Raw genomic sequence first — 16,280 nt, forward strand, 5'->3', positions numbered from 1 at the left:
GCGCAAAGGGGTGGAACGACCCGTGCGCGCGGGGCCTGGCGGGCCTGTGCGATGCGCAGCGGGGGCTGCGTTCGAATCTAGGAAAACGGGGCGCGCGGCGCGCCCCATAAAGATGGCGGTCGCTACGCGAGCGGCAGCCGCAGCACCACGCGCGTGCCGGGCTCGGCCTTCTCGATGCGCAGCTCGACGCCTGCCTGCGCGGCGCGCTGGCGCATCGAGCGCAGGCCGTTGCCGCGCGCCTCGCCGAGGCCGCAGCCGTCGTCGCGCAGCACGATCTCGATGGCATCGCCATCGACCGTCGTGCTGACCGCCGCGCTGACCGCGAGCACGCGTGCGCGTGCGTGCTGCAGCACGTTCGAGATCGCCTCCAGCAGCATGTACTGCAGGTGCCGAGTGGCCTCGTCGGAATCGCAGCGCCAGCGCGGCAGGTTCGCCACCGACCAGTCGAGCGCGAGCCCCGCGGCCTCGATGCGCGGCTGCAGCCGGAAGCGCATGCTCGCGAGCAGCGCGTTGGCGTCGCCGGCCGGCAGGTTGATGGCATCGATCGACAGCCGCAGCTGGTCGAGCGATTCGCGCAGGGTCTGCATCACCTCCGACTTGGTGGCCACGCCGCGCTCGAGCTGCAGCATGGCGGTGATCAGGTGCGCGCCGGCGCCGTCGTGCATGTCGCGCAGGATGCGGGCGCGCTCGGCCGCGACCGCGCTCGCATGCTCGAGCCGGCGCAGCTCGGCATGCTTGTCGGCCAGCTCGGACTCGCGCAGGCGGATGCGGTCCTCGAGCGACAGGTGCAGCTGGCGCAGCTCCTCGCGCGTGCGCTGGAAACGGATGCCCACGATGGCGAGGATCGCGAGGCTCACCAGCACGGCCGCGAACTTGGTCCAGCCGGCCTCGTCGAAGCGCTCGACCAGCAGCCGCGCGATCACGCTGTCGCGCACCAGCGCAACCCAGCCCGCGACCAGGATCAGCAGCATCCAGGCGCGCTCGCCGGCCCGGTGGCGCCAGGTCTCCCAGCCCAGCCGCAGCGACAGCGCCAGCCAGCCGGCCACCAGCAGCAGGATCCAGCCGAGCACCCAGTTCTGCGTCTGCTGCAGCGTGCCGAGCGCCAGCGCCACCGGGCCCAGGCCCAGCACGCCCCAGACCAGCCACTGCTCGCGCCGCGGCCGGCCGCGCCAGACCTGCCGGATCACGAGGTAGGTGGCGATGTGGCCGAGCCAGAACACCGCGAGCACCACCTTGAACCAGCTCGGCCAGGCGAGCAGCCCCTCCTCCCACCAGGTGGTGGCGATGCGCAGGCTCCACAGCGCCTCGCACAGCGCGGCCCAGCCGTAGACGGCCTCGCGCTGCTGCGCCCACAGCATCAGGCAGAACACCGCCACCAGCAGGCTGAACAGCGTGATCACGCGCGGCAGGGTGACGTGGCGCCATTCGAGCGCGTCCCACTGCGGCTGCAGCAGGCGCTCGGCGCCCAGGCGCACCGGCGCGATGCCGGCGCGGCGCGAGGGATCGGCGCGCACGGCGATCTCGAGCAGGTTCTCGCCGTCGCGCAGCAGCGAGGGCGGCACGCGCAGCCACAGCGGGCGGCGGTTCGACCAGCCGTCGTTGATCTGCTCGAGCTTGCCGGCGGCCGCGATCACCTGGCCGTTGAGCTTCACGCGGTAGGCGTTGCCGATGCGGCTGACGAGCAGCGCCTGCGGTTCGTCGGCATGGCCCGCGGGCGCGGCGAAGCGGATGCGCACCTGGGCCCAGCCGACGGCGCGCGGCCAGTGGGCGTCCCAGTGCAGCGGCAGCGTGACCTCGGCCGGCGGCGGCGAAGGGCGGCCGACGAAGCGCAGCTGCAGTTCGCCGCGGTCGAGCGCGAGCACCTCGTGGGTGGCGCCTGCCGCGGCGGGCGCCAGCAGCGCGGCGACCAGCGCGAGGACAACAAGAAGCAGACGGCGCATCAGCCCAGCATGCGCCCCAGCAGCCCCATGCGGCTGGCCTCGAACACGGCCTCGCCGCGCGAATGCACCGCGAGCTTGCTGTAGAGGTTCTTGATGTGGCCCTGCACCGTGTGCTTGGTCACGCCCTGCAGGCGCGCGATCTCGCCGTACGAGTAGCCGCGCGAGATCAGCTCCAGCACCTCGGTCTCGCGCGGGGTCAGCATCATGGCGGCGGCCGGGTCGGGCGCGGCCGATGCGGCGGGCTTCGCCTCGCCGCCGCGCACGTGCAGCAGCAGCTTGCGCGCGATCATCGGCGAGATCGGCGAGGCGCCGTGCTTGATGTCGACGATCACCTGGGCGATGTCGGCCGGCGAGGAATCCTTCTGGATGTAGCCCACCGCGCCCGCGCGCACGCAGTCGAGCACCGTGTCCTCGTCGCCGAAGACCGAGACCACCAGCACCTCGCAGGCCGGCTGGCTGCGCACCACCTGGCGCAGCAGCTCGAGCGCATGGCCGTCGGGCAGCGCGAGGTCGGTCAGCAGGATGTCGGCCTGGTGGCTGTCGAACCAGGCCACGGCCTCGGCCATCAGGCCCAGCGAGGCGACCAGCTCGAGCTCGGGATGGGCGGCGATGCAGGCCTCGAAGAAATGCCGGACCTCGGCATCGTCCTCGAGCAATGCGACGCGCCAGCGCAGCGCGGAGGTGGAAGCGGCGGGGATGGCGGCGTCGGGCATGGGGTGGCGCCGAGCTTAGTCGGCGCCCCGCGCTTCGCGCCCCCCATTTTCATGGGGTGACCGGGGCGCGTTTCCCGGCCTCAGGGCGCCTCGGTGCCTCGGTCGGGCGACGAGCCGCTGCGCACCACGCGCTGGTCGTCGTTGAGCACCGCGGTGAACACCATCGGCGAGTTGGGCGGCTGCAGCCAGCGCCATTCCCATTCGTACTCGCGACGCAGCGGATAGGGCGTGACCTTGGCCGGCTTGCCGAGCATCTTGCGCAGGTCCTCCATCGCCATGCCGTTGGTCACGCGCGCGAAGTTCTCGGGCGTGAGCACCTGGCGCAGCGCGCTCATCTTTCCGTCGGCGCCGATGGTGACCATGTAGTTCTTCTGGCCCTGGGGCTGGCGGTTGTATTCGAACACCCGGCCGCCGGGCGCATCCCAGACGTTCTCGGGTTCGCCGAAGCGCGCGCGCACGTCGGCCTCGGTCGACACGCCCTCCTCGAGCTGCTCGATGCGCTGCGAATCGCAGCCCGTGACGAGGGCCGCCACCGCCGCCAGCCACACGGCCGCCACCCCGATCCGCCAGACTCGTACCTGCCCCATGCCGTCCCCCGGTAAAATTCGCGCCCACAAAGGTTCAGTCTATGTCCATCTTCCGCCGCCCCCACTACACCTCCGAGATCACCAGCTTCATCGACGAGATGAAAACCAAGAAGCCGACGCTCGAGGCGGAACAGCGCGCGGGCCGCGCCCTGCTCTGGGACAAGCACCTCGACCGCGGCCTGCTCGAGGAATACGCGGAAGCCCGCGTGCCGCAGCAGCCCTACGTCTACCAGACCCAGGCCAAGTAAGAACATGATGCCGATGCGGCATCCGTCGCCCGCCAATGCTGGGCACGGCGCTACTTTTTCGATAGCGCCTGCCCGATGAGCGGACCGCGCGACGAGGACAGCGACACGCTGGTGGTGGCCATGCCCGAGGTGGTCGACCAGGTCGCGCTCGCCCGGCTCTACGGCGAGCCGCTGTTCGCGATGCCGAAGGACCTGTACATCCCGCCCGAGGCGCTGCAGGTCTTCCTCGAGGCCTTCGAGGGCCCGCTGGACCTGCTGCTGTACCTGATCCGCAAGCAGAACTTCAACATCCTCGACATCCCGATGGCCGCGCTGACGCGGCAATACCTGAGCTACGTCGACGAGATCCGCCAGACCAACCTCGAGCTCGCGGCGGAATACCTGCTGATGGCCGCGATGCTGATCGAGATCAAGTCGCGCATGCTGCTGCCGCCCAAGAAGGCGGCCGAGGGCGAGGAAGCCGAGGACCCGCGCGCCGAGCTCGTGCGGCGGCTGCTCGAGTACGAGCAGACCAAGCTGCAGGCCGCCTCGCTCAACGCGATGCCGACCTACGGGCGCGACTTCTGGCGCGCCCAGGTCTACATCGAGCAGTCGCTCAAGCCACGCTTCCCCGAGGTGGCGGTGGTCGACCTGCGCGATGCCTGGGCCGACATCATGAAGCGCGCCAAGCTCGTGCAGCACCACAAGATCTCGCGCGAGGAGCTCAGCGTGCGCGAGCACATGAGCATCGTGCTGCGCCACCTGCAGGGCCAGCGCTTCGTGGAGTTCGAGAAGCTGTTCGACATCTCGCGCGGCGCGCCGGTGATGGTCGTGACCTTCATCGCGATGCTCGAGCTGGCCAAGGAAACGCTGATCGAGATCACGCAGGCCGAGGCCTTCGCGCCGATCTACGTGCGGCTGGCCTACTCTCCCGCCTGAAACGCCATGCGGCCCACCTCCTTCGCGCGCCGCCCGGCGGCGCGGCACCTCCCCCTCACCCCGTCGGGCCGGACCGGTGCGCTGCCGCACCACCGATCCTGACCCTCGTTCCTTCCCGCGCGCCATGGCCTCCTCCCTCGATTTCGACGTCCTCATCGTCGGCAGCGGCCTCGCCGGGCTCTCCGCGGCCCTGCTGCTGGCGCCCACGCACCGCGTGGCGGTGCTGACCAAGCGCGCGCTGGCCGACGGCTCGAGCGCCTGGGCCCAGGGCGGCATCGCGGCGGTGCTGGCCGCGGGCGACAGCTTCGATGCCCATGTCGACGACACGCTGGTGGCCGGCGCCGGCCTGTGCGATGCGGCCGCCACGCGCTTCGTGGTCGAGCACGCGCCCGAGGCCATCGGCTGGCTGCGCGAGCTCGGCGTGCCCTTCTCCGAGGAGGACGGCGACCTGCACCTCACGCGCGAGGGCGGCCACAGCCAGCGCCGCATCGTGCATGTGACCGACGCCACCGGCGCGGCCGTGCAGCAGGTGCTGATCGAGCGCGTGCGCCGCACGCCCAACGTCACGCTGTTCGAGCACCACACGCTGGTCGACCTGGTCGCCGGCGAGCGGCTCGGCGCGCCCGAGGCGGGCTGCGCGGGCCTCTACGCGCTCGACGACGCCAGCGGCGAGGTGCTGGCCTTCCGCGCGCCGCACACCATCCTGGCCACGGGCGGCGCGGGCAAGGTCTACCTCTACACCACCAACCCCGACACCGCCACCGGCGACGGCATCGCGGCCGCCTGGCGCGCGGGCTGCCGGGTGTCGAACATGGAGTTCATCCAGTTCCACCCGACCTGCCTCTACCACCCGCATGCCAAGTCCTTCCTGATCAGCGAAGCGGTGCGCGGCGAAGGCGGGCTGCTGAAACTGCCTGAATCGGCGGGAGGCACCCGCTTCATGCCGCGGCACGACGAGCGCGCCGAACTCGCGCCGCGCGACGTGGTGGCGCGCGCGATCGACTTCGAGATGAAGAAGCACGGCCTGGACTGCGTGCACCTCGACATCTCGCACCAGAGCCCCGAGTTCCTGCGGGCGCACTTCCCGAACATCCTCGCGCGCTGCGCCGAGCTCGGCATCGACATCACGCGCGAGCCGATCCCGGTGGTGCCGGCGGCCCACTACACCTGCGGCGGCGTGGTGACCGACCTGGCCGGCCGCACCGACCTGCCGGGCCTCTACGCGATCGGCGAGACCGCCTGCACCGGGCTGCACGGCGCGAACCGGCTGGCCAGCAATTCGCTGGTGGAGTGCATGGTGTTCGCGCGCGCGGCCGCGGCGGCCATCGGCGCCGCGCCGGCGCGCGCACCGGTGGCGCTGCCGGCCTGGGACGCGAGCCGCGTGACCGATGCCGACGAGGCGGTCGTGATCTCGCACAACTGGGACGAGCTGCGCCGCTTCATGTGGGACTACGTGGGCATCGTGCGCACCAACAAGCGCCTGGAGCGCGCCAGCCACCGCATCGCGCTGCTGCAGGCCGAGATCCACGAGTTCTATGCCAATTTCCATGTCACGCGCGACCTGCTCGAACTGCGCAACCTGGTGCAGGTGGCCGAGCTGATCGTGCGTTCCGCGCAGGCCCGCCACGAGAGCCGGGGCCTGCATTTCAGCCGCGACTATCCTTCGCTCGCCGAGCCCACCGCACCCACGGTGCTGGTGCCGGCCGACCGATAGCCCCACCCGTTCCCGCTTTCTTCAACCCCAGGATGCCCGGCCACCGACGCCCGCAGGGAGAAACCCAACCATGTCCAACGCCTCCACCCCGAACGAAGCCACCACCGCCACGCCCTACGGCACGCTGCCGCCGGCCTCGCAGCCCGCCACGCGCAAGCCGCTGAGCCTGCCGCGGCTGGCCGAGCTGCATGCGCGCGGCGAGAAGATCGCGATGCTCACGGCCTACGACGCCACCTTCGCGGCCGTGGCCGATGCTGCGGGCGTCGAATGCCTCTTGGTCGGCGATTCGCTCGGCATGGTCTGCCAGGGCCTGTCGAGCACGGTCGGCGTCACGCTCGAGACCATGCGCCACCACACCGACAGCGTCTCGCGCGGCCTGCGCCGCGTGCAGGGCACGGCCTGGCTGATCGCCGACCTGCCCTTCGGCAGCTACCAGGAATCGCGCGAACAGGCGCTGCGCAGCGCCACCGTGCTGATGCAGGCCGGCGCCCACATGGTGAAGCTCGAGGGCGGCGGCTGGACCACGGAGACCGTGCGCTTCCTGGTCGAGCGCGGCATCCCGGTGTGCGCGCACCTGGGCCTGACGCCGCAGACCGTGCATGCGCTCGGCGGCTACCGCGTGCAGGGCAAGGGCGACGCCGCCGCGGCCCGGCTGCGCGAGGAGGCCCAGGCGCTGCAGGACGCGGGCGCCGCGATGCTGGTGCTCGAGATGGTGCCGGCCGCGCTGGCCGCCGCGCTCACGGCCGAACTGACACGCTGCGCCACCATCGGCATCGGGGCCGGCCGCGGCACCGCGGGCCAGGTGCTCGTGCTGCACGACATGCTGGGCCTGAACCTGGGCCGCATGCCGAAGTTCGTGCGCAACTTCATGGACGGCGCCGGCGGCATCCAGCAGGCGCTCGCGGCCTATGTGCGCGCCGTCAAGGACGGCAGCTTTCCCGACGACCGGCTGCACGCCTGGTAACCCACCCGTTTTTTCTTTCCTTCCTCACTCCAAGGAGAACCGTCCCATGTTCATCGCCCGCACCATCCCCGAACTGCGCGACCACCTGGCGCGCTTCGAACGCCCCGCCTTCGTGCCGACCATGGGCAACCTGCACGACGGCCACATCGCGCTGGTCACGCAGGCGAAGCCGCTGGGCGACGCCACCGTCGCGAGCATCTTCGTGAACCGGCTGCAGTTTTTGCCGCACGAGGACTTCGACACCTATCCGCGCACCTGGGACAGCGACTGCGCCAAGCTGGAAGCCGCCGGCTGCGACGTGCTGTTCGCGCCCGACGAGAAGGCGCTCTATCCCGAGCCCCAGACCTGCAAGGTGCATCCCGACCCGGCGCTGGCCGACATCCTCGAGGGCCACTTCCGGCCCGGCTTCTTCGTCGGCGTATGCACCGTGGTGATGAAGCTGTTCAGCTGCGTGCAGCCGCGCGTGGCGGTGTTCGGCAAGAAGGACTACCAGCAGCTGATGATGATCCGCCACCTGGTGCGGCAGTTCGCGCTGCCGATCGAGATCGTGGGCGGCGAGACCCGCCGCGCCGACGACGGCCTCGCGCTCTCCTCGCGCAATGGCTACCTCAGCGAGGGCGAGCGCGCCGAGGCGGTGCAGCTCTCGCGCGCGCTCAAGGAGATCGCCGAGGCCGTGCGCGGCGGTGGCGAGCTCGCGGCGATCGAGGCGCGCGCGATGCAGGCGCTGGCGCAGCGCGGCTGGCAGCCCGACTACCTGACGGTACGCCGCCGCCTCGACCTGCAGCCGCCGGCCGCGCTCGACGGCGCCGAGCCGCTGGTGGCGCTCGCGGCCGCGCGCCTGGGCAGCACGCGGCTGATCGACAACCTCGAGATCGAGCCCTGGGCGGCAAAGCCATGAGCTATAGCGTCAAGGAGATCTTCTACACGCTGCAGGGCGAAGGCGGCCAGGCCGGCATGCCGGCCGTGTTCTGCCGCTTCGCGGGCTGCAACCTCTGGAGCGGCCGCGAGGCCGACCGCGCCAGCGCCGTCTGCCGTTTCTGCGATACCGATTTCGTCGGCACCGACGGCACGCTGGGCGGCAAGTTCAAGGAAGCCGACGCGCTGGCCGACACCATCGCCGCGCAATGGCCCGCCGACGACGCCGGCCACCGCCTCGTGGTGCTGACCGGCGGCGAGCCGCTGCTGCAGGTCGATGCCGCGCTGATCGACGCGCTGCATGCGCGCGGCTTCCGCATCGCCGTCGAGAGCAACGGCACCGTGGCCGCGCCCGAGGGCATCGACTGGCTCTGCATCAGCCCCAAGGCCGGCGCGCCCTGGGTGCAGCGGCGCGGCCAGGAGCTCAAGCTGGTGTGGCCGCAGGAGGGCATCGACCTCGACGCGATGGCACGCAGCGGCGAGTTCGCGCACCGCTTCCTGCAACCCATGGACGGCCCACGGCAGGCCGCCAACACCGCGCTGTGCATCGACGCCTGCCTGCGCCAGCCGCGCTGGCGCCTCAGCGTGCAGACCCACAAGTTCACCGGCATCCGCTGATGCCCGCTTTCCCGTTCTTCCGTTCCCCATGCGATTCACGATCAGCCAACGTTTCTTCTTCGACGCCGCCCACACCCTGAAACGCGAGATCGAAGCCGAAGGCAGCCGCCGCATCCACGGCCACACCTACCACGCCGAGGTCTGGCTCGCGGGCGAGCGCGATCCCGCGACCGGCATGGTGATCGACCTGGGCCTGCTGCGGCGCCGGCTCGAGGCGGTGCGCGAGCAGCTCGACCACCGGCTGCTCGATGAGGTGCCGGGGCTGCATCCGCCCACGCTGGAGAACCTGTGCCTGTTCATCGCCGAGGCGTTGGGCGAACTTCAGGCTTCGCTGGCGCGCGTGCGGGTGTGGCGCGAGGCGCTCGGCGATTCCTGCACGCTGGAGTTCTGAGCCGCCGGCAAGTCCTCGTCCACGACGAAACGCATCTCGCGCCAGCGCACGAAGCGCGACTTCTTCACCAGCCTGTAGCCGAGCCAGGTCAGCAGGAACAGCGGGATGCCGATGTAGGTGGCGATCGCCCCGCCCCAGTCGATCCGTCCCTGCGTGAAGGCCTGGTAGTTCTGCCCGAGCGTGATGAGAAGGCACAGCACGAAGGCGATCAGCGGCCCGAAGGGAAACAGCCCCGCCCGGTAGGGCAGCCGCGCGAGGTCGTGCCCCTGCAGCACGTAGCCGCGGCGAAACCGGTAGTGGCACACGGCGATGCTGAGCCAGACGATGAACTCGGTCATGCCCGCCGTGTTGAGCAGCCAGATGTAGACCACCTGCGGGCTGAAGATCGCGCTGAACAGGCACAGGCAGGCCAGCGCCGTGGTGCACATCAGCGCATTGAAGGGCACGCCCGCGCGCGTGAGCCGGGCCAGCGCGCGCGGCGCCTTGCCCTCGACCGCGAGGTTGAACAGCATGCGCGTGGCGGCGTACATGCCGGAGTTGCCGGCCGACAGCACCGACGTGAGGATCACGGCATTCATCACCGTGGCCGCCGACAGCAGCCCCGCGCGCTGGAACACCAGCGTGAACGGGCTCACCGCGATGTCGCTGACCTCGCTGCGCAGCAGGTGCGGATCGGTGTAGGGGATCAGGAAGCCGATCACCACGATGGCCAGCACGTAGAACAGCAGGATGCGCCAGAACACCTGCCGCACCGCGCGCGGCACATTGCGCTTCGGATCCTCCGATTCGCCCGCCGCCACGCCCACGAGCTCGGTGCCCTGGAACGAGTAGGCCACGATCATCGCCACGCCGATCAGGGTGGCGAAGCTGCCGGCGAACGGTGCGTCGCCCGTGTGCCAGTTGGAGAAGCCGACGTTCTCCGCGCCGCGGACGATGCCCAGCAGCATGGCGACACCGGTCACGATGAAGCCGATCACGGCCACCACCTTGATGAGCGCGAACCAGTACTCGCTCTCGCCGAAGCCCCGGGCCGAGAAGGCATTGAGCCCGACCATCAGCAGCAGGAACAGCAGGCTCCACACGATGCCGGGCATGCCGGGCCACCAGTAGGCCATGACCAGTTGCACCGCCACCAGGTCGACCGCGACCACGATCGCCCAGCTGAACCAGAAATTCCAGCCGAGCGCGAAGCCGAAGCCCTCCTCCACGTAGCGCGAGGCATAGGTCGAGAACGAGCCCGCCACCGGCATGAAGGCCGCGAGCTCGCCGAGGCTGGTCATGATGAAGTAGACCATCGCGCCGACGACCAGGTAGGTCAGCAGCGCGCCGCCGGGTCCGGCCTGCGCGATGGCCGAGCCCGAGGCGACGAACAGGCCGGTGCCGATCGCGCCGCCGATGGCGATCATGGACAGATGGCGCGCCTTGAGCACGCGATGCAGGCCGGCGGGCTCGGCGCGGGGCGCCGGCGCGGAAGAAGAAGGCATGGGCAGTCTCTTTGTCTCGTTGGCGCACCGCCGGCCCGCGGGCCGCGGCGATGCCGTCTTGTTGTGATGCGCGAACCGGCGCGTTGCCGGCTAGCGTTGCCGTGCGGAAGGCACCAGGGTGCTCTTGCCGAACAGGCTTTCCGTCAGGTCGACGACCAGCTCGGCGGTCTGGTTGCGCAGGTCGAGCGCCGGGTTCAGCTCGACGATGTCGAGCGAGCCGAGGCGGCCGGTGTCCGCGATCATCTCCATGCACAGCTGGGCCTCGCGGTAGTTGGGGCCGCCGCGCACCGTGGTGCCCGTGCCCGGCGCGATCTCGGGGTCGAGGAAGTCCACGTCGAAGCTCACATGCAGGTGCACCTCGTCGCCCGCCACGCCTTCGAGGGCCCGGCGCATGGTCTCGCGCATGCCGAGCTCGTCGATGGCGCGCATGTCGTAGACCTCGATGCCGAGCTCGCGGATCATGCGCTGCTCCGACGCGTCGACGCTGCGCAGGCCGACCTGGCACAGCGCATCGGGACGGATGGCGGGCACCGTGTCCGACAACGCCGAGAGGCCGGGCGGCCCGAGCCCGCAGAGGCTGGCCACCGGCATGCCGTGGATGTTGCCCGAGGGCGAGACCTCGGGCGTGTTGCAGTCCGAGTGCGCATCGAGCCACAGGATGCGCAGGCGCCGGCCGCGCGCGCGGCAATGGCGGGCCACGGCGCTGATGGAGCCGATCGCCAGGTGGTGGTCGCCGCCGAGCAGGATCGGCAGGCGGTCCGCGCCCAGTTCGGCCGCCACGGCATCGTGCACGGCCTGGTTCCAGCGCACGCACTCGGCGAGGTTGCGCAGGCCGTCCACGCGCTCGCCCTGCGGATTGGGCGGGCCCGCGAGGTTGCCGATGTCCCGCACGTCGATGCCGAAGCGGCGCAGCGCCGGACCGAGCTGCGCGACGCGCAGCGCATCGGGGCCCATGGCGGCGCCGAGCCGGCTCGCGCCCGCGTCGGTCGGAGCGCCGATCAGCGTGACGGCACGCATGCTCATCGACGTACCTTCGTGCTTCGCACTGCGGTGCGAGCTTGCTTGGGGGCGGCCCGGCGCGGCGCTCATGCCATCACCGCCATGCGCGCGGCCACTGCCGATTCGGCCGCGACCGGTGGCTGCAGCAGCGCGTAGAGGTTCTTCGGGTCCGCCAGCTCGGGGATCAGCTCCAGCCGCTCGAGCACGCCGGCGGCGCCGGCCAGCGCACGCATGTAGCGCAGCGCCGAATAGTCCTCGAGCGCGAAGCCCACCGAGTCGAACACCGTGATCTGCGTGGCCGAGGTCCGCCCGGGCGCCTCGCCGCGCAGCACGCGCCAGAACTCGGTGACCTCGAAGTCCGCGGGCATCTGCTGCAGGTCGCCCTCGATGCGGGTCTGCGGCTCGTACTCGACGAACACGCTGCCCTTGCGCAGCACCTCGGCCGCGAGCTCGGTCTTGCCGGGGCAGTCGCCGCCGACCGCGTTGACGTGCATGCCGGGCACGACCTGGTGGCCGCCGAGGATGGTGGCGTAGGCCTTGTCGGCCGTGACCGTGGTCACGATGTCGGCGCCGCGCAGCGCCTCGTCGGTGCTGCCGCAGCACACCACCTCGAGCGCGTGCGGCGCCAGGTTGGCGGCCAGCTTGCGCGTGGCGGCCGGGTCGACGTCGTACAGCCGCAGCTGGCGGATGCCCAGCAGGCCGTGGAAGGCGAGCGCCTGGAATTCGCTCTGCGCGCCGTTGCCGATCAGCGCCATGGTGCGGCTGTCGGGGCGCGCCAGCCGGCGCGCGACCATGACCGAGGTGGCGGCGGTGCGCAGCGCGGTGGTCAGCGTGAGCTCGCTGATGAACTCGGGCATGCCGGTGTCCACGCTGGCCAGCGCGCCGAAGGCCATCACCGTCGGCAGGCCGCTGCGCGTGTTGATCGGATGGCCGTTGACGTACTTGAAGGCGAACTCGCGATCGTCCGAGACCGGCATCAACTCGATCACGCCGTGCGGCGAATGGTTGGCGGTGCGCGCGGACTTCTCGAAGTCCTGCCAGCGCCCGAAATCCTCTTCCAGAGCCTGCGCCATGCCGCGCATGGTTTCGACCACGCCGGTGCGCCGGACCAGTTCGGCGGCGCGCGTGGGGCTCAGGAAGAAGGTCTCGAGGTGGTGGGGCGCCGCGTCTCGCGCCGTGTGTTTTCGTGTCATTCGCTCATCTCCTGGTTGGGACGTTCAAAGGCTCCCACAGAAGAAGATCAAATCAAATCGCCAAGACTGCCTTTAATATGGCAATAGTCGATCAATTTGAATGATCCATTTGCCGAAATGAACGATCTCGACGCGAAGCTCATCGCGCAGCTGCACCACAACGCGCGCGCCAGCGTGGCCACCCTCGCGGCCCGCCTCGGGGTCTCGCGCGGCACCGTGACCAACCGCATCCGCAAGCTCGAGGACGCCGGCGTGATCGTGGGCTACACGGTGCGGCTGCGGCCCGAGACCGAACTCAGCGGCCTCACGGCATGGATGAGCATCTCCGTCGAGGGCAACGACACGCGCCGCATCACGGCCTCGCTGCTGGGCGAGCCCGGCGTGGCCTCGCTGCACAGCACCAACGGCCGCTGGGACCTGCTGGCCGAGCTGCAGGTGGGCAGCCTGGTCGAGCTGGCCCACGTGCTGGAACGCATCCGGCTGATCAAGGGCATCAGCAACAGCGAGACCAGCATCCATCTCGAAACCATCAAGGCGCCGCTGCGCAAGGAAAGCCGGACGCCGAAGCCGGCCTGACGAAATGACGCGGCACCGGTGGCGAAATGCACGCAACCGGCGCCAAGCGCGCATTCGGCGCCCTGTGTTCTGCCCGGCGCCCGTGTCACGCTCGGTGCGTTTTTTTCTTCGACACCACAGGGAGGACTCCAGCTTGAAACCCCATTCGACCCCACGCCGCTTCGCGGCCATCGCCGGCGCCACGGCCGCGCTGCTGCTCGCCGCGGGCTGCGCCCAGACGCAGGCTCCGCCCGCTGCCGCGGGCGCCGGCACGAACAACCTGCTGATCGGCGCCGTGGCCTGGAAGCAGACCGCGGCCGAGTACCGCGCGCTCTATCACCAGGGCTTCAACGTGGCGCGCATGCACGTGGAGGCGGCGCTGCAGAAGCGCCGCCCGGGCGACAAGCCGCTGGCGGTGGTGACCGACATGGACGACACGATCCTGCTGCCGCTCGCCTACTGGGGCTACCTGATCAACGAGGGCCAGGACTTCTTCGACGATCCGAAGTGGGACGCGTGGATCCCGAAGAACCAGATCGTGCCCTCGCCCGGCTCGCAGGAGTTCCTGCGCTTCTGCCGGGAGAACGGCGTGGAGGTGTTCTACGTGACCAGCCGCGAACAGGGCGAGCGCACCTACGAGTACGCGATGGAACACCTCAAGGTGCTGGGCGCGCCCTATGCCGACAAGGAGCACCTGACCGTGCTGCGCGACAGCAGCAACAAGCAGCCGCGGCAGGAGCAGATCGCGCAGCAGTTCGACGTGGTGGTCTACCTCGGCGACAACCTCAACGACTTCCGGCGCAAGTACTACGTGAAGAACGTCGACCAGCGGATCCAGGCGATGGAAGCCGACCGCGAGCAGTTCGGCCGCAAGTACGTGCTGTTCCCGAATCCGACCGACGGCCACTGGATGGCCGCGATCTTCGGCGACTCGGAGCCGCCGGCGAGCGACGCCAACCGCCAGCTGTTCAAGAAGGCCGCGACCCGCTCCGCATGGGACGGGCGCTGAGGGGCTTCGTCAGGCCGCGCCGATCCCCGCCACCAGGCTGCCCGGCGCGATGCCGTTCTTCAGCCCGGCCGTGAAGGCCAGCATGCGGTCGATCGGCACGCGCGCACGCAGGCCCAGCGCCGGGTCGACGTGGATCTCGCCGGCGCCGGTCTCGAGCGCGTTCGCGAGGTCGGCCAGGCCGTTCATCGCCATCCACGGGCAATGCGCGCAGCTCTTGCAGGTGGCGCCGTTGCCGGCCGTGGGGGCCTCGATGAAGGTCTTGCCGGGGTTGAGCGTGCGCAGCTTGTGCAGCATGCCGTTGTCGGTCGCGACGATGAACTCGGTCGCGTCGAGCTGGCGCGCGGCGTTGAGGATCGCCGAGGTCGAGCCCACGGCATCGGCCAACGCGATCACCTCGGCCGAGGACTCGGGGTGCACCAGCACCTTGGCGCGCGGATGGGCCTGCTTGAGCAGCTCGAGCTCGAGCGCCTTGAACTCGTCGTGCACGATGCAGGCGCCGTTCCAGCTCACCATGTCGGCACCGGTCTGGCGCTGGATGTAGTCGCCGAGGTGGCGGTCGGGGCCCCAGAGGATCTTGCGGCCCTGCGCATGCAGCGCGCCCACCACGTCGAGCGCGCAGCTCGAGGTGACGAGCCAGTCGGCGCGCGCCTTCACGGCGGCGCTGGTGTTGGCATAGACGACCACGGTGCGGTCTGGATGCGCGTCGCAGAAGGCGCTGAACTCGTCGACCGGGCAGCCCAGGTCGAGCGAACAATTGGCGTCGAGGTCGGGCATCAGCACCCGCTTCTCGGGCGACAGGATCTTGGCGGTCTCGCCCATGAAGCGCACGCCCGACACCACCAGCGTGCCGGCCGCATGGTCACGGCCGAAGCGCGCCATCTCGAGCGAATCGCTGACGATGCCGCCGGTTTCCTCGGCCAGGTCCTGCAGGTCGGGGTGGACGTAGAAGTGCGACACCATGACCGCGTTGCGCTCGCGCAGCAGGCGGCGGATGCGCTCCTTGAGCGCCTCGCGCTCGGTGGGCGTGGGCTCGGGCGGCACGCGGGCCCAGGCGCGGCGGGTGTCGCAGACGCTGCCCGCGGCGCCGAGCATGTCCGCCGGCTGTTCGTACTCGACATCGATGACGGCGGAGGAAGCCATGTGCGTCTCCCTCAGCGGTCCTGGAAGCGCATCGAGAAATCGATGGCCTTGACGTCCTTGGTCAGCGCGCCGACCGAGATCCGGTCGACGCCGGTCTCGGCCAGTTCGCGCAGGCCGTCGAGCGTGACGCCGCCCGAGATCTCGAGCACCGCGCGGCCCTCGCCGGCGGCGTCGTTGATGCGCACCGCCTCGCGCAGGGTCGGCAGGTCCATGTTGTCGAGCAGCACCATGCGCGCGCCGGCCTCGAGCGCCTCCTGCAGCTGCGCCAGGGTCTCGACCTCGATCTCGACGAAATCGGCACGCTCGGCGGCCGGAGCCACGGCGCGCAGCGCGGCGGCCACGCCACCGGCCGCGGCGATGTGGTTTTCCTTGATCAGCACGGCGTCGTACAGGCCGATGCGGTGGTTGAGGCCGCCGCCGGTGCGCACCGCGTACTTCTGCGCCAGGCGCAGGCCCGGCAGGGTCTTGCGGGTGTCGACGATGCGCGCGCGCGTGCCGGCGACGATGTCGCTGTAGAGCGCAGCCTTGGTCGCCACGGCGCTCAGCAGTTGCAGGAAGTTGAGCGCGGTGCGCTCGGCGGTCAGCAGCGCGCGGGCCGGGCCTTCCATCTCGAGCACGACCTGGTTCGGCTCGCAGCGCCCGCCCTCGGCGCAGCGCCAGTCGATGCGCACCTGCGGATCGAGCTGCGCCAGCGTGGCCTCGACCCAGGGCGCGCCGCACAGCACGGCCGGCTCGCGCACCAGCACGCGCGCCTGAGCGCGGCGGCCGGCATCGACCAGGGAGGCGGTGAGGTCGCCGTCGGCGACGTCCTCCTGCAGTGCGCGGGCCGCATCGGCCTGGGCCAGCGCGGCGATGGCCGGCGCGGAGAAATCGAAGCGGGAACGCATGGGGC

Annotated in this window: 17 protein-coding genes; 9 read left to right on the plus strand and 8 right to left on the minus strand. The window is 70.6% G+C overall.

What is annotated here, in order from left to right; genetic code table 11:
- Positions 1-122 precede the first annotated feature (122 nt).
- From R0232_RS28350 to R0232_RS28360, 3 genes are all read right to left on the minus strand, one after another.
- A complete protein-coding gene (locus R0232_RS28350) occupies positions 123-1,940 on the minus strand; it encodes a sensor histidine kinase (RefSeq protein ID WP_431510246.1) in 1,818 nt (605 codons plus the stop codon).
- Positions 1,940-2,653: a response regulator gene (locus tag R0232_RS28355; protein WP_431510247.1), complete on the minus strand. Its 714-nt coding sequence runs from the start codon at positions 2,651-2,653 to the stop codon at positions 1,940-1,942. Before R0232_RS28355 ends, R0232_RS28350 begins: the two co-directional genes overlap by 1 nt.
- A gap of 80 nt (positions 2,654-2,733) precedes the next feature.
- Positions 2,734-3,240: an outer membrane protein assembly factor BamE gene (locus tag R0232_RS28360; RefSeq protein WP_296787569.1), complete on the minus strand. Its 507-nt coding sequence runs from the start codon at positions 3,238-3,240 to the stop codon at positions 2,734-2,736.
- A gap of 41 nt (positions 3,241-3,281) precedes the next feature.
- Here R0232_RS28360 and R0232_RS28365 point away from each other — a divergent pair, with 41 nt between their 5' ends.
- The 7 genes from R0232_RS28365 (at position 3,282) to R0232_RS28395 (ending at position 9,008) form a co-directional block, all read left to right on the plus strand.
- Positions 3,282-3,488: a DUF3460 family protein gene (locus R0232_RS28365; RefSeq protein ID WP_057597652.1), complete on the plus strand. Its 207-nt coding sequence runs from the start codon at positions 3,282-3,284 to the stop codon at positions 3,486-3,488.
- Between the two features lie 75 nt (positions 3,489-3,563).
- Positions 3,564-4,406 carry a segregation and condensation protein A gene (locus tag R0232_RS28370; RefSeq protein ID WP_057597651.1) on the plus strand — a complete coding sequence of 281 codons (843 nt, stop codon included), beginning with the start codon at positions 3,564-3,566 and terminating at the stop codon, positions 4,404-4,406.
- Positions 4,407-4,530: 124 nt separating this feature from the next.
- Positions 4,531-6,120 (plus strand): L-aspartate oxidase, encoded by a 1,590-nt coding sequence (gene nadB, locus R0232_RS28375; protein WP_431510248.1) that lies wholly within the window; start codon positions 4,531-4,533, stop codon positions 6,118-6,120.
- A 70-nt stretch (positions 6,121-6,190) separates the two neighbouring features.
- Positions 6,191-7,084 (plus strand): 3-methyl-2-oxobutanoate hydroxymethyltransferase, encoded by an 894-nt coding sequence (gene panB / locus R0232_RS28380; RefSeq protein ID WP_431510249.1) that lies wholly within the window; start codon positions 6,191-6,193, stop codon positions 7,082-7,084.
- Between the two features lie 46 nt (positions 7,085-7,130).
- Entirely contained in the window at positions 7,131-7,982 is an 852-nt protein-coding gene (gene panC, locus R0232_RS28385) for a pantoate--beta-alanine ligase (protein ID WP_431510250.1), read from the plus strand.
- Positions 7,979-8,617, plus strand: a complete 639-nt coding sequence (gene queE, locus R0232_RS28390) for a 7-carboxy-7-deazaguanine synthase (RefSeq protein WP_057592030.1) — start codon at positions 7,979-7,981, stop codon at positions 8,615-8,617. The genes panC and queE overlap by 4 nt, the downstream gene beginning before the upstream one ends.
- Positions 8,618-8,645: 28 nt before the next feature.
- Positions 8,646-9,008, plus strand: coding sequence for a 6-pyruvoyl trahydropterin synthase family protein (locus tag R0232_RS28395; RefSeq protein WP_208507614.1), 363 nt, complete (start codon positions 8,646-8,648; stop codon positions 9,006-9,008).
- On the opposite strand, the gene R0232_RS28400 is transcribed toward R0232_RS28395, so the two are convergent.
- The 3 genes from R0232_RS28400 to R0232_RS28410 form a co-directional block, all read right to left on the minus strand.
- Positions 8,939-10,492: an amino acid permease gene (locus R0232_RS28400; RefSeq protein WP_431510251.1), complete on the minus strand. Its 1,554-nt coding sequence runs from the start codon at positions 10,490-10,492 to the stop codon at positions 8,939-8,941. The genes R0232_RS28395 and R0232_RS28400 overlap by 70 nt on opposite strands.
- A gap of 90 nt (positions 10,493-10,582) precedes the next feature.
- Positions 10,583-11,515, minus strand: a complete 933-nt coding sequence (gene rocF / locus R0232_RS28405; RefSeq protein ID WP_431510252.1) for an arginase — start codon at positions 11,513-11,515, stop codon at positions 10,583-10,585.
- 62 nt (positions 11,516-11,577) lie between these two features.
- Positions 11,578-12,684: an ornithine cyclodeaminase gene (locus R0232_RS28410; RefSeq protein WP_431510253.1), complete on the minus strand. Its 1,107-nt coding sequence runs from the start codon at positions 12,682-12,684 to the stop codon at positions 11,578-11,580.
- A 117-nt stretch (positions 12,685-12,801) separates the two neighbouring features.
- Between R0232_RS28410 and R0232_RS28415 the strand changes: the two genes are divergently transcribed.
- Together R0232_RS28415 and R0232_RS28420 are read left to right on the plus strand one after the other, a co-directional pair.
- On the plus strand, positions 12,802-13,260 hold the full coding sequence (locus R0232_RS28415) for an Lrp/AsnC family transcriptional regulator (protein ID WP_093340944.1): 459 nt from the start codon (positions 12,802-12,804) through the stop codon (positions 13,258-13,260).
- 133 nt (positions 13,261-13,393) lie between these two features.
- The gene (locus R0232_RS28420; RefSeq protein WP_431510254.1) at positions 13,394-14,248 is read left to right on the plus strand and encodes a 5'-nucleotidase, lipoprotein e(P4) family; all 855 of its coding nucleotides are present in this window, start codon (positions 13,394-13,396) and stop codon (positions 14,246-14,248) included.
- 9 nt (positions 14,249-14,257) lie between these two features.
- Here R0232_RS28420 and nadA read toward each other — a convergent pair whose 3' ends face one another.
- Both nadA and nadC read right to left on the minus strand, forming a co-directional pair.
- Entirely contained in the window at positions 14,258-15,388 is a 1,131-nt protein-coding gene (gene nadA / locus R0232_RS28425) for a quinolinate synthase NadA (protein ID WP_208507608.1), read from the minus strand.
- Positions 15,389-15,399: 11 nt separating this feature from the next.
- Positions 15,400-16,275 (minus strand): carboxylating nicotinate-nucleotide diphosphorylase, encoded by an 876-nt coding sequence (nadC, locus tag R0232_RS28430; RefSeq protein WP_431510255.1) that lies wholly within the window; start codon positions 16,273-16,275, stop codon positions 15,400-15,402.
- Positions 16,276-16,280 lie beyond the last annotated feature (5 nt).

This window comes from Variovorax sp. DAIF25 (assembly GCF_050711835.1).
Lineage (GTDB): Bacteria > Pseudomonadota > Gammaproteobacteria > Burkholderiales > Burkholderiaceae_C > Variovorax.

Excerpts from the sequence above, each read along its gene's own strand:
- R0232_RS28350 (WP_431510246.1), bottom strand. The coding sequence starts at position 1,940 with ATGCGCCGTCTGCTTCTTGTTGTCCTCGCGCTGGTCGCCGCGCTGCTG.
- R0232_RS28355 (WP_431510247.1), bottom strand. The coding sequence starts at position 2,653 with ATGCCCGACGCCGCCATCCCCGCCGCTTCCACCTCCGCGCTGCGCTGG.
- R0232_RS28360 (WP_296787569.1), bottom strand. The coding sequence starts at position 3,240 with ATGGGGCAGGTACGAGTCTGGCGGATCGGGGTGGCGGCCGTGTGGCTG.
- R0232_RS28365 (WP_057597652.1), top strand. The coding sequence starts at position 3,282 with ATGTCCATCTTCCGCCGCCCCCACTACACCTCCGAGATCACCAGCTTC.
- R0232_RS28370 (WP_057597651.1), top strand. The coding sequence starts at position 3,564 with ATGAGCGGACCGCGCGACGAGGACAGCGACACGCTGGTGGTGGCCATG.
- nadB (WP_431510248.1), top strand. The coding sequence starts at position 4,531 with ATGGCCTCCTCCCTCGATTTCGACGTCCTCATCGTCGGCAGCGGCCTC.
- panB (WP_431510249.1), top strand. The coding sequence starts at position 6,191 with ATGTCCAACGCCTCCACCCCGAACGAAGCCACCACCGCCACGCCCTAC.
- panC (WP_431510250.1), top strand. The coding sequence starts at position 7,131 with ATGTTCATCGCCCGCACCATCCCCGAACTGCGCGACCACCTGGCGCGC.
- queE (WP_057592030.1), top strand. The coding sequence starts at position 7,979 with ATGAGCTATAGCGTCAAGGAGATCTTCTACACGCTGCAGGGCGAAGGC.
- R0232_RS28395 (WP_208507614.1), top strand. The coding sequence starts at position 8,646 with ATGCGATTCACGATCAGCCAACGTTTCTTCTTCGACGCCGCCCACACC.
- R0232_RS28400 (WP_431510251.1), bottom strand. The coding sequence starts at position 10,492 with ATGCCTTCTTCTTCCGCGCCGGCGCCCCGCGCCGAGCCCGCCGGCCTG.
- rocF (WP_431510252.1), bottom strand. The coding sequence starts at position 11,515 with ATGAGCATGCGTGCCGTCACGCTGATCGGCGCTCCGACCGACGCGGGC.
- R0232_RS28410 (WP_431510253.1), bottom strand. The coding sequence starts at position 12,684 with ATGACACGAAAACACACGGCGCGAGACGCGGCGCCCCACCACCTCGAG.
- R0232_RS28415 (WP_093340944.1), top strand. The coding sequence starts at position 12,802 with ATGAACGATCTCGACGCGAAGCTCATCGCGCAGCTGCACCACAACGCG.
- nadA (WP_208507608.1), bottom strand. The coding sequence starts at position 15,388 with ATGGCTTCCTCCGCCGTCATCGATGTCGAGTACGAACAGCCGGCGGAC.
- nadC (WP_431510255.1), bottom strand. The coding sequence starts at position 16,275 with ATGCGTTCCCGCTTCGATTTCTCCGCGCCGGCCATCGCCGCGCTGGCC.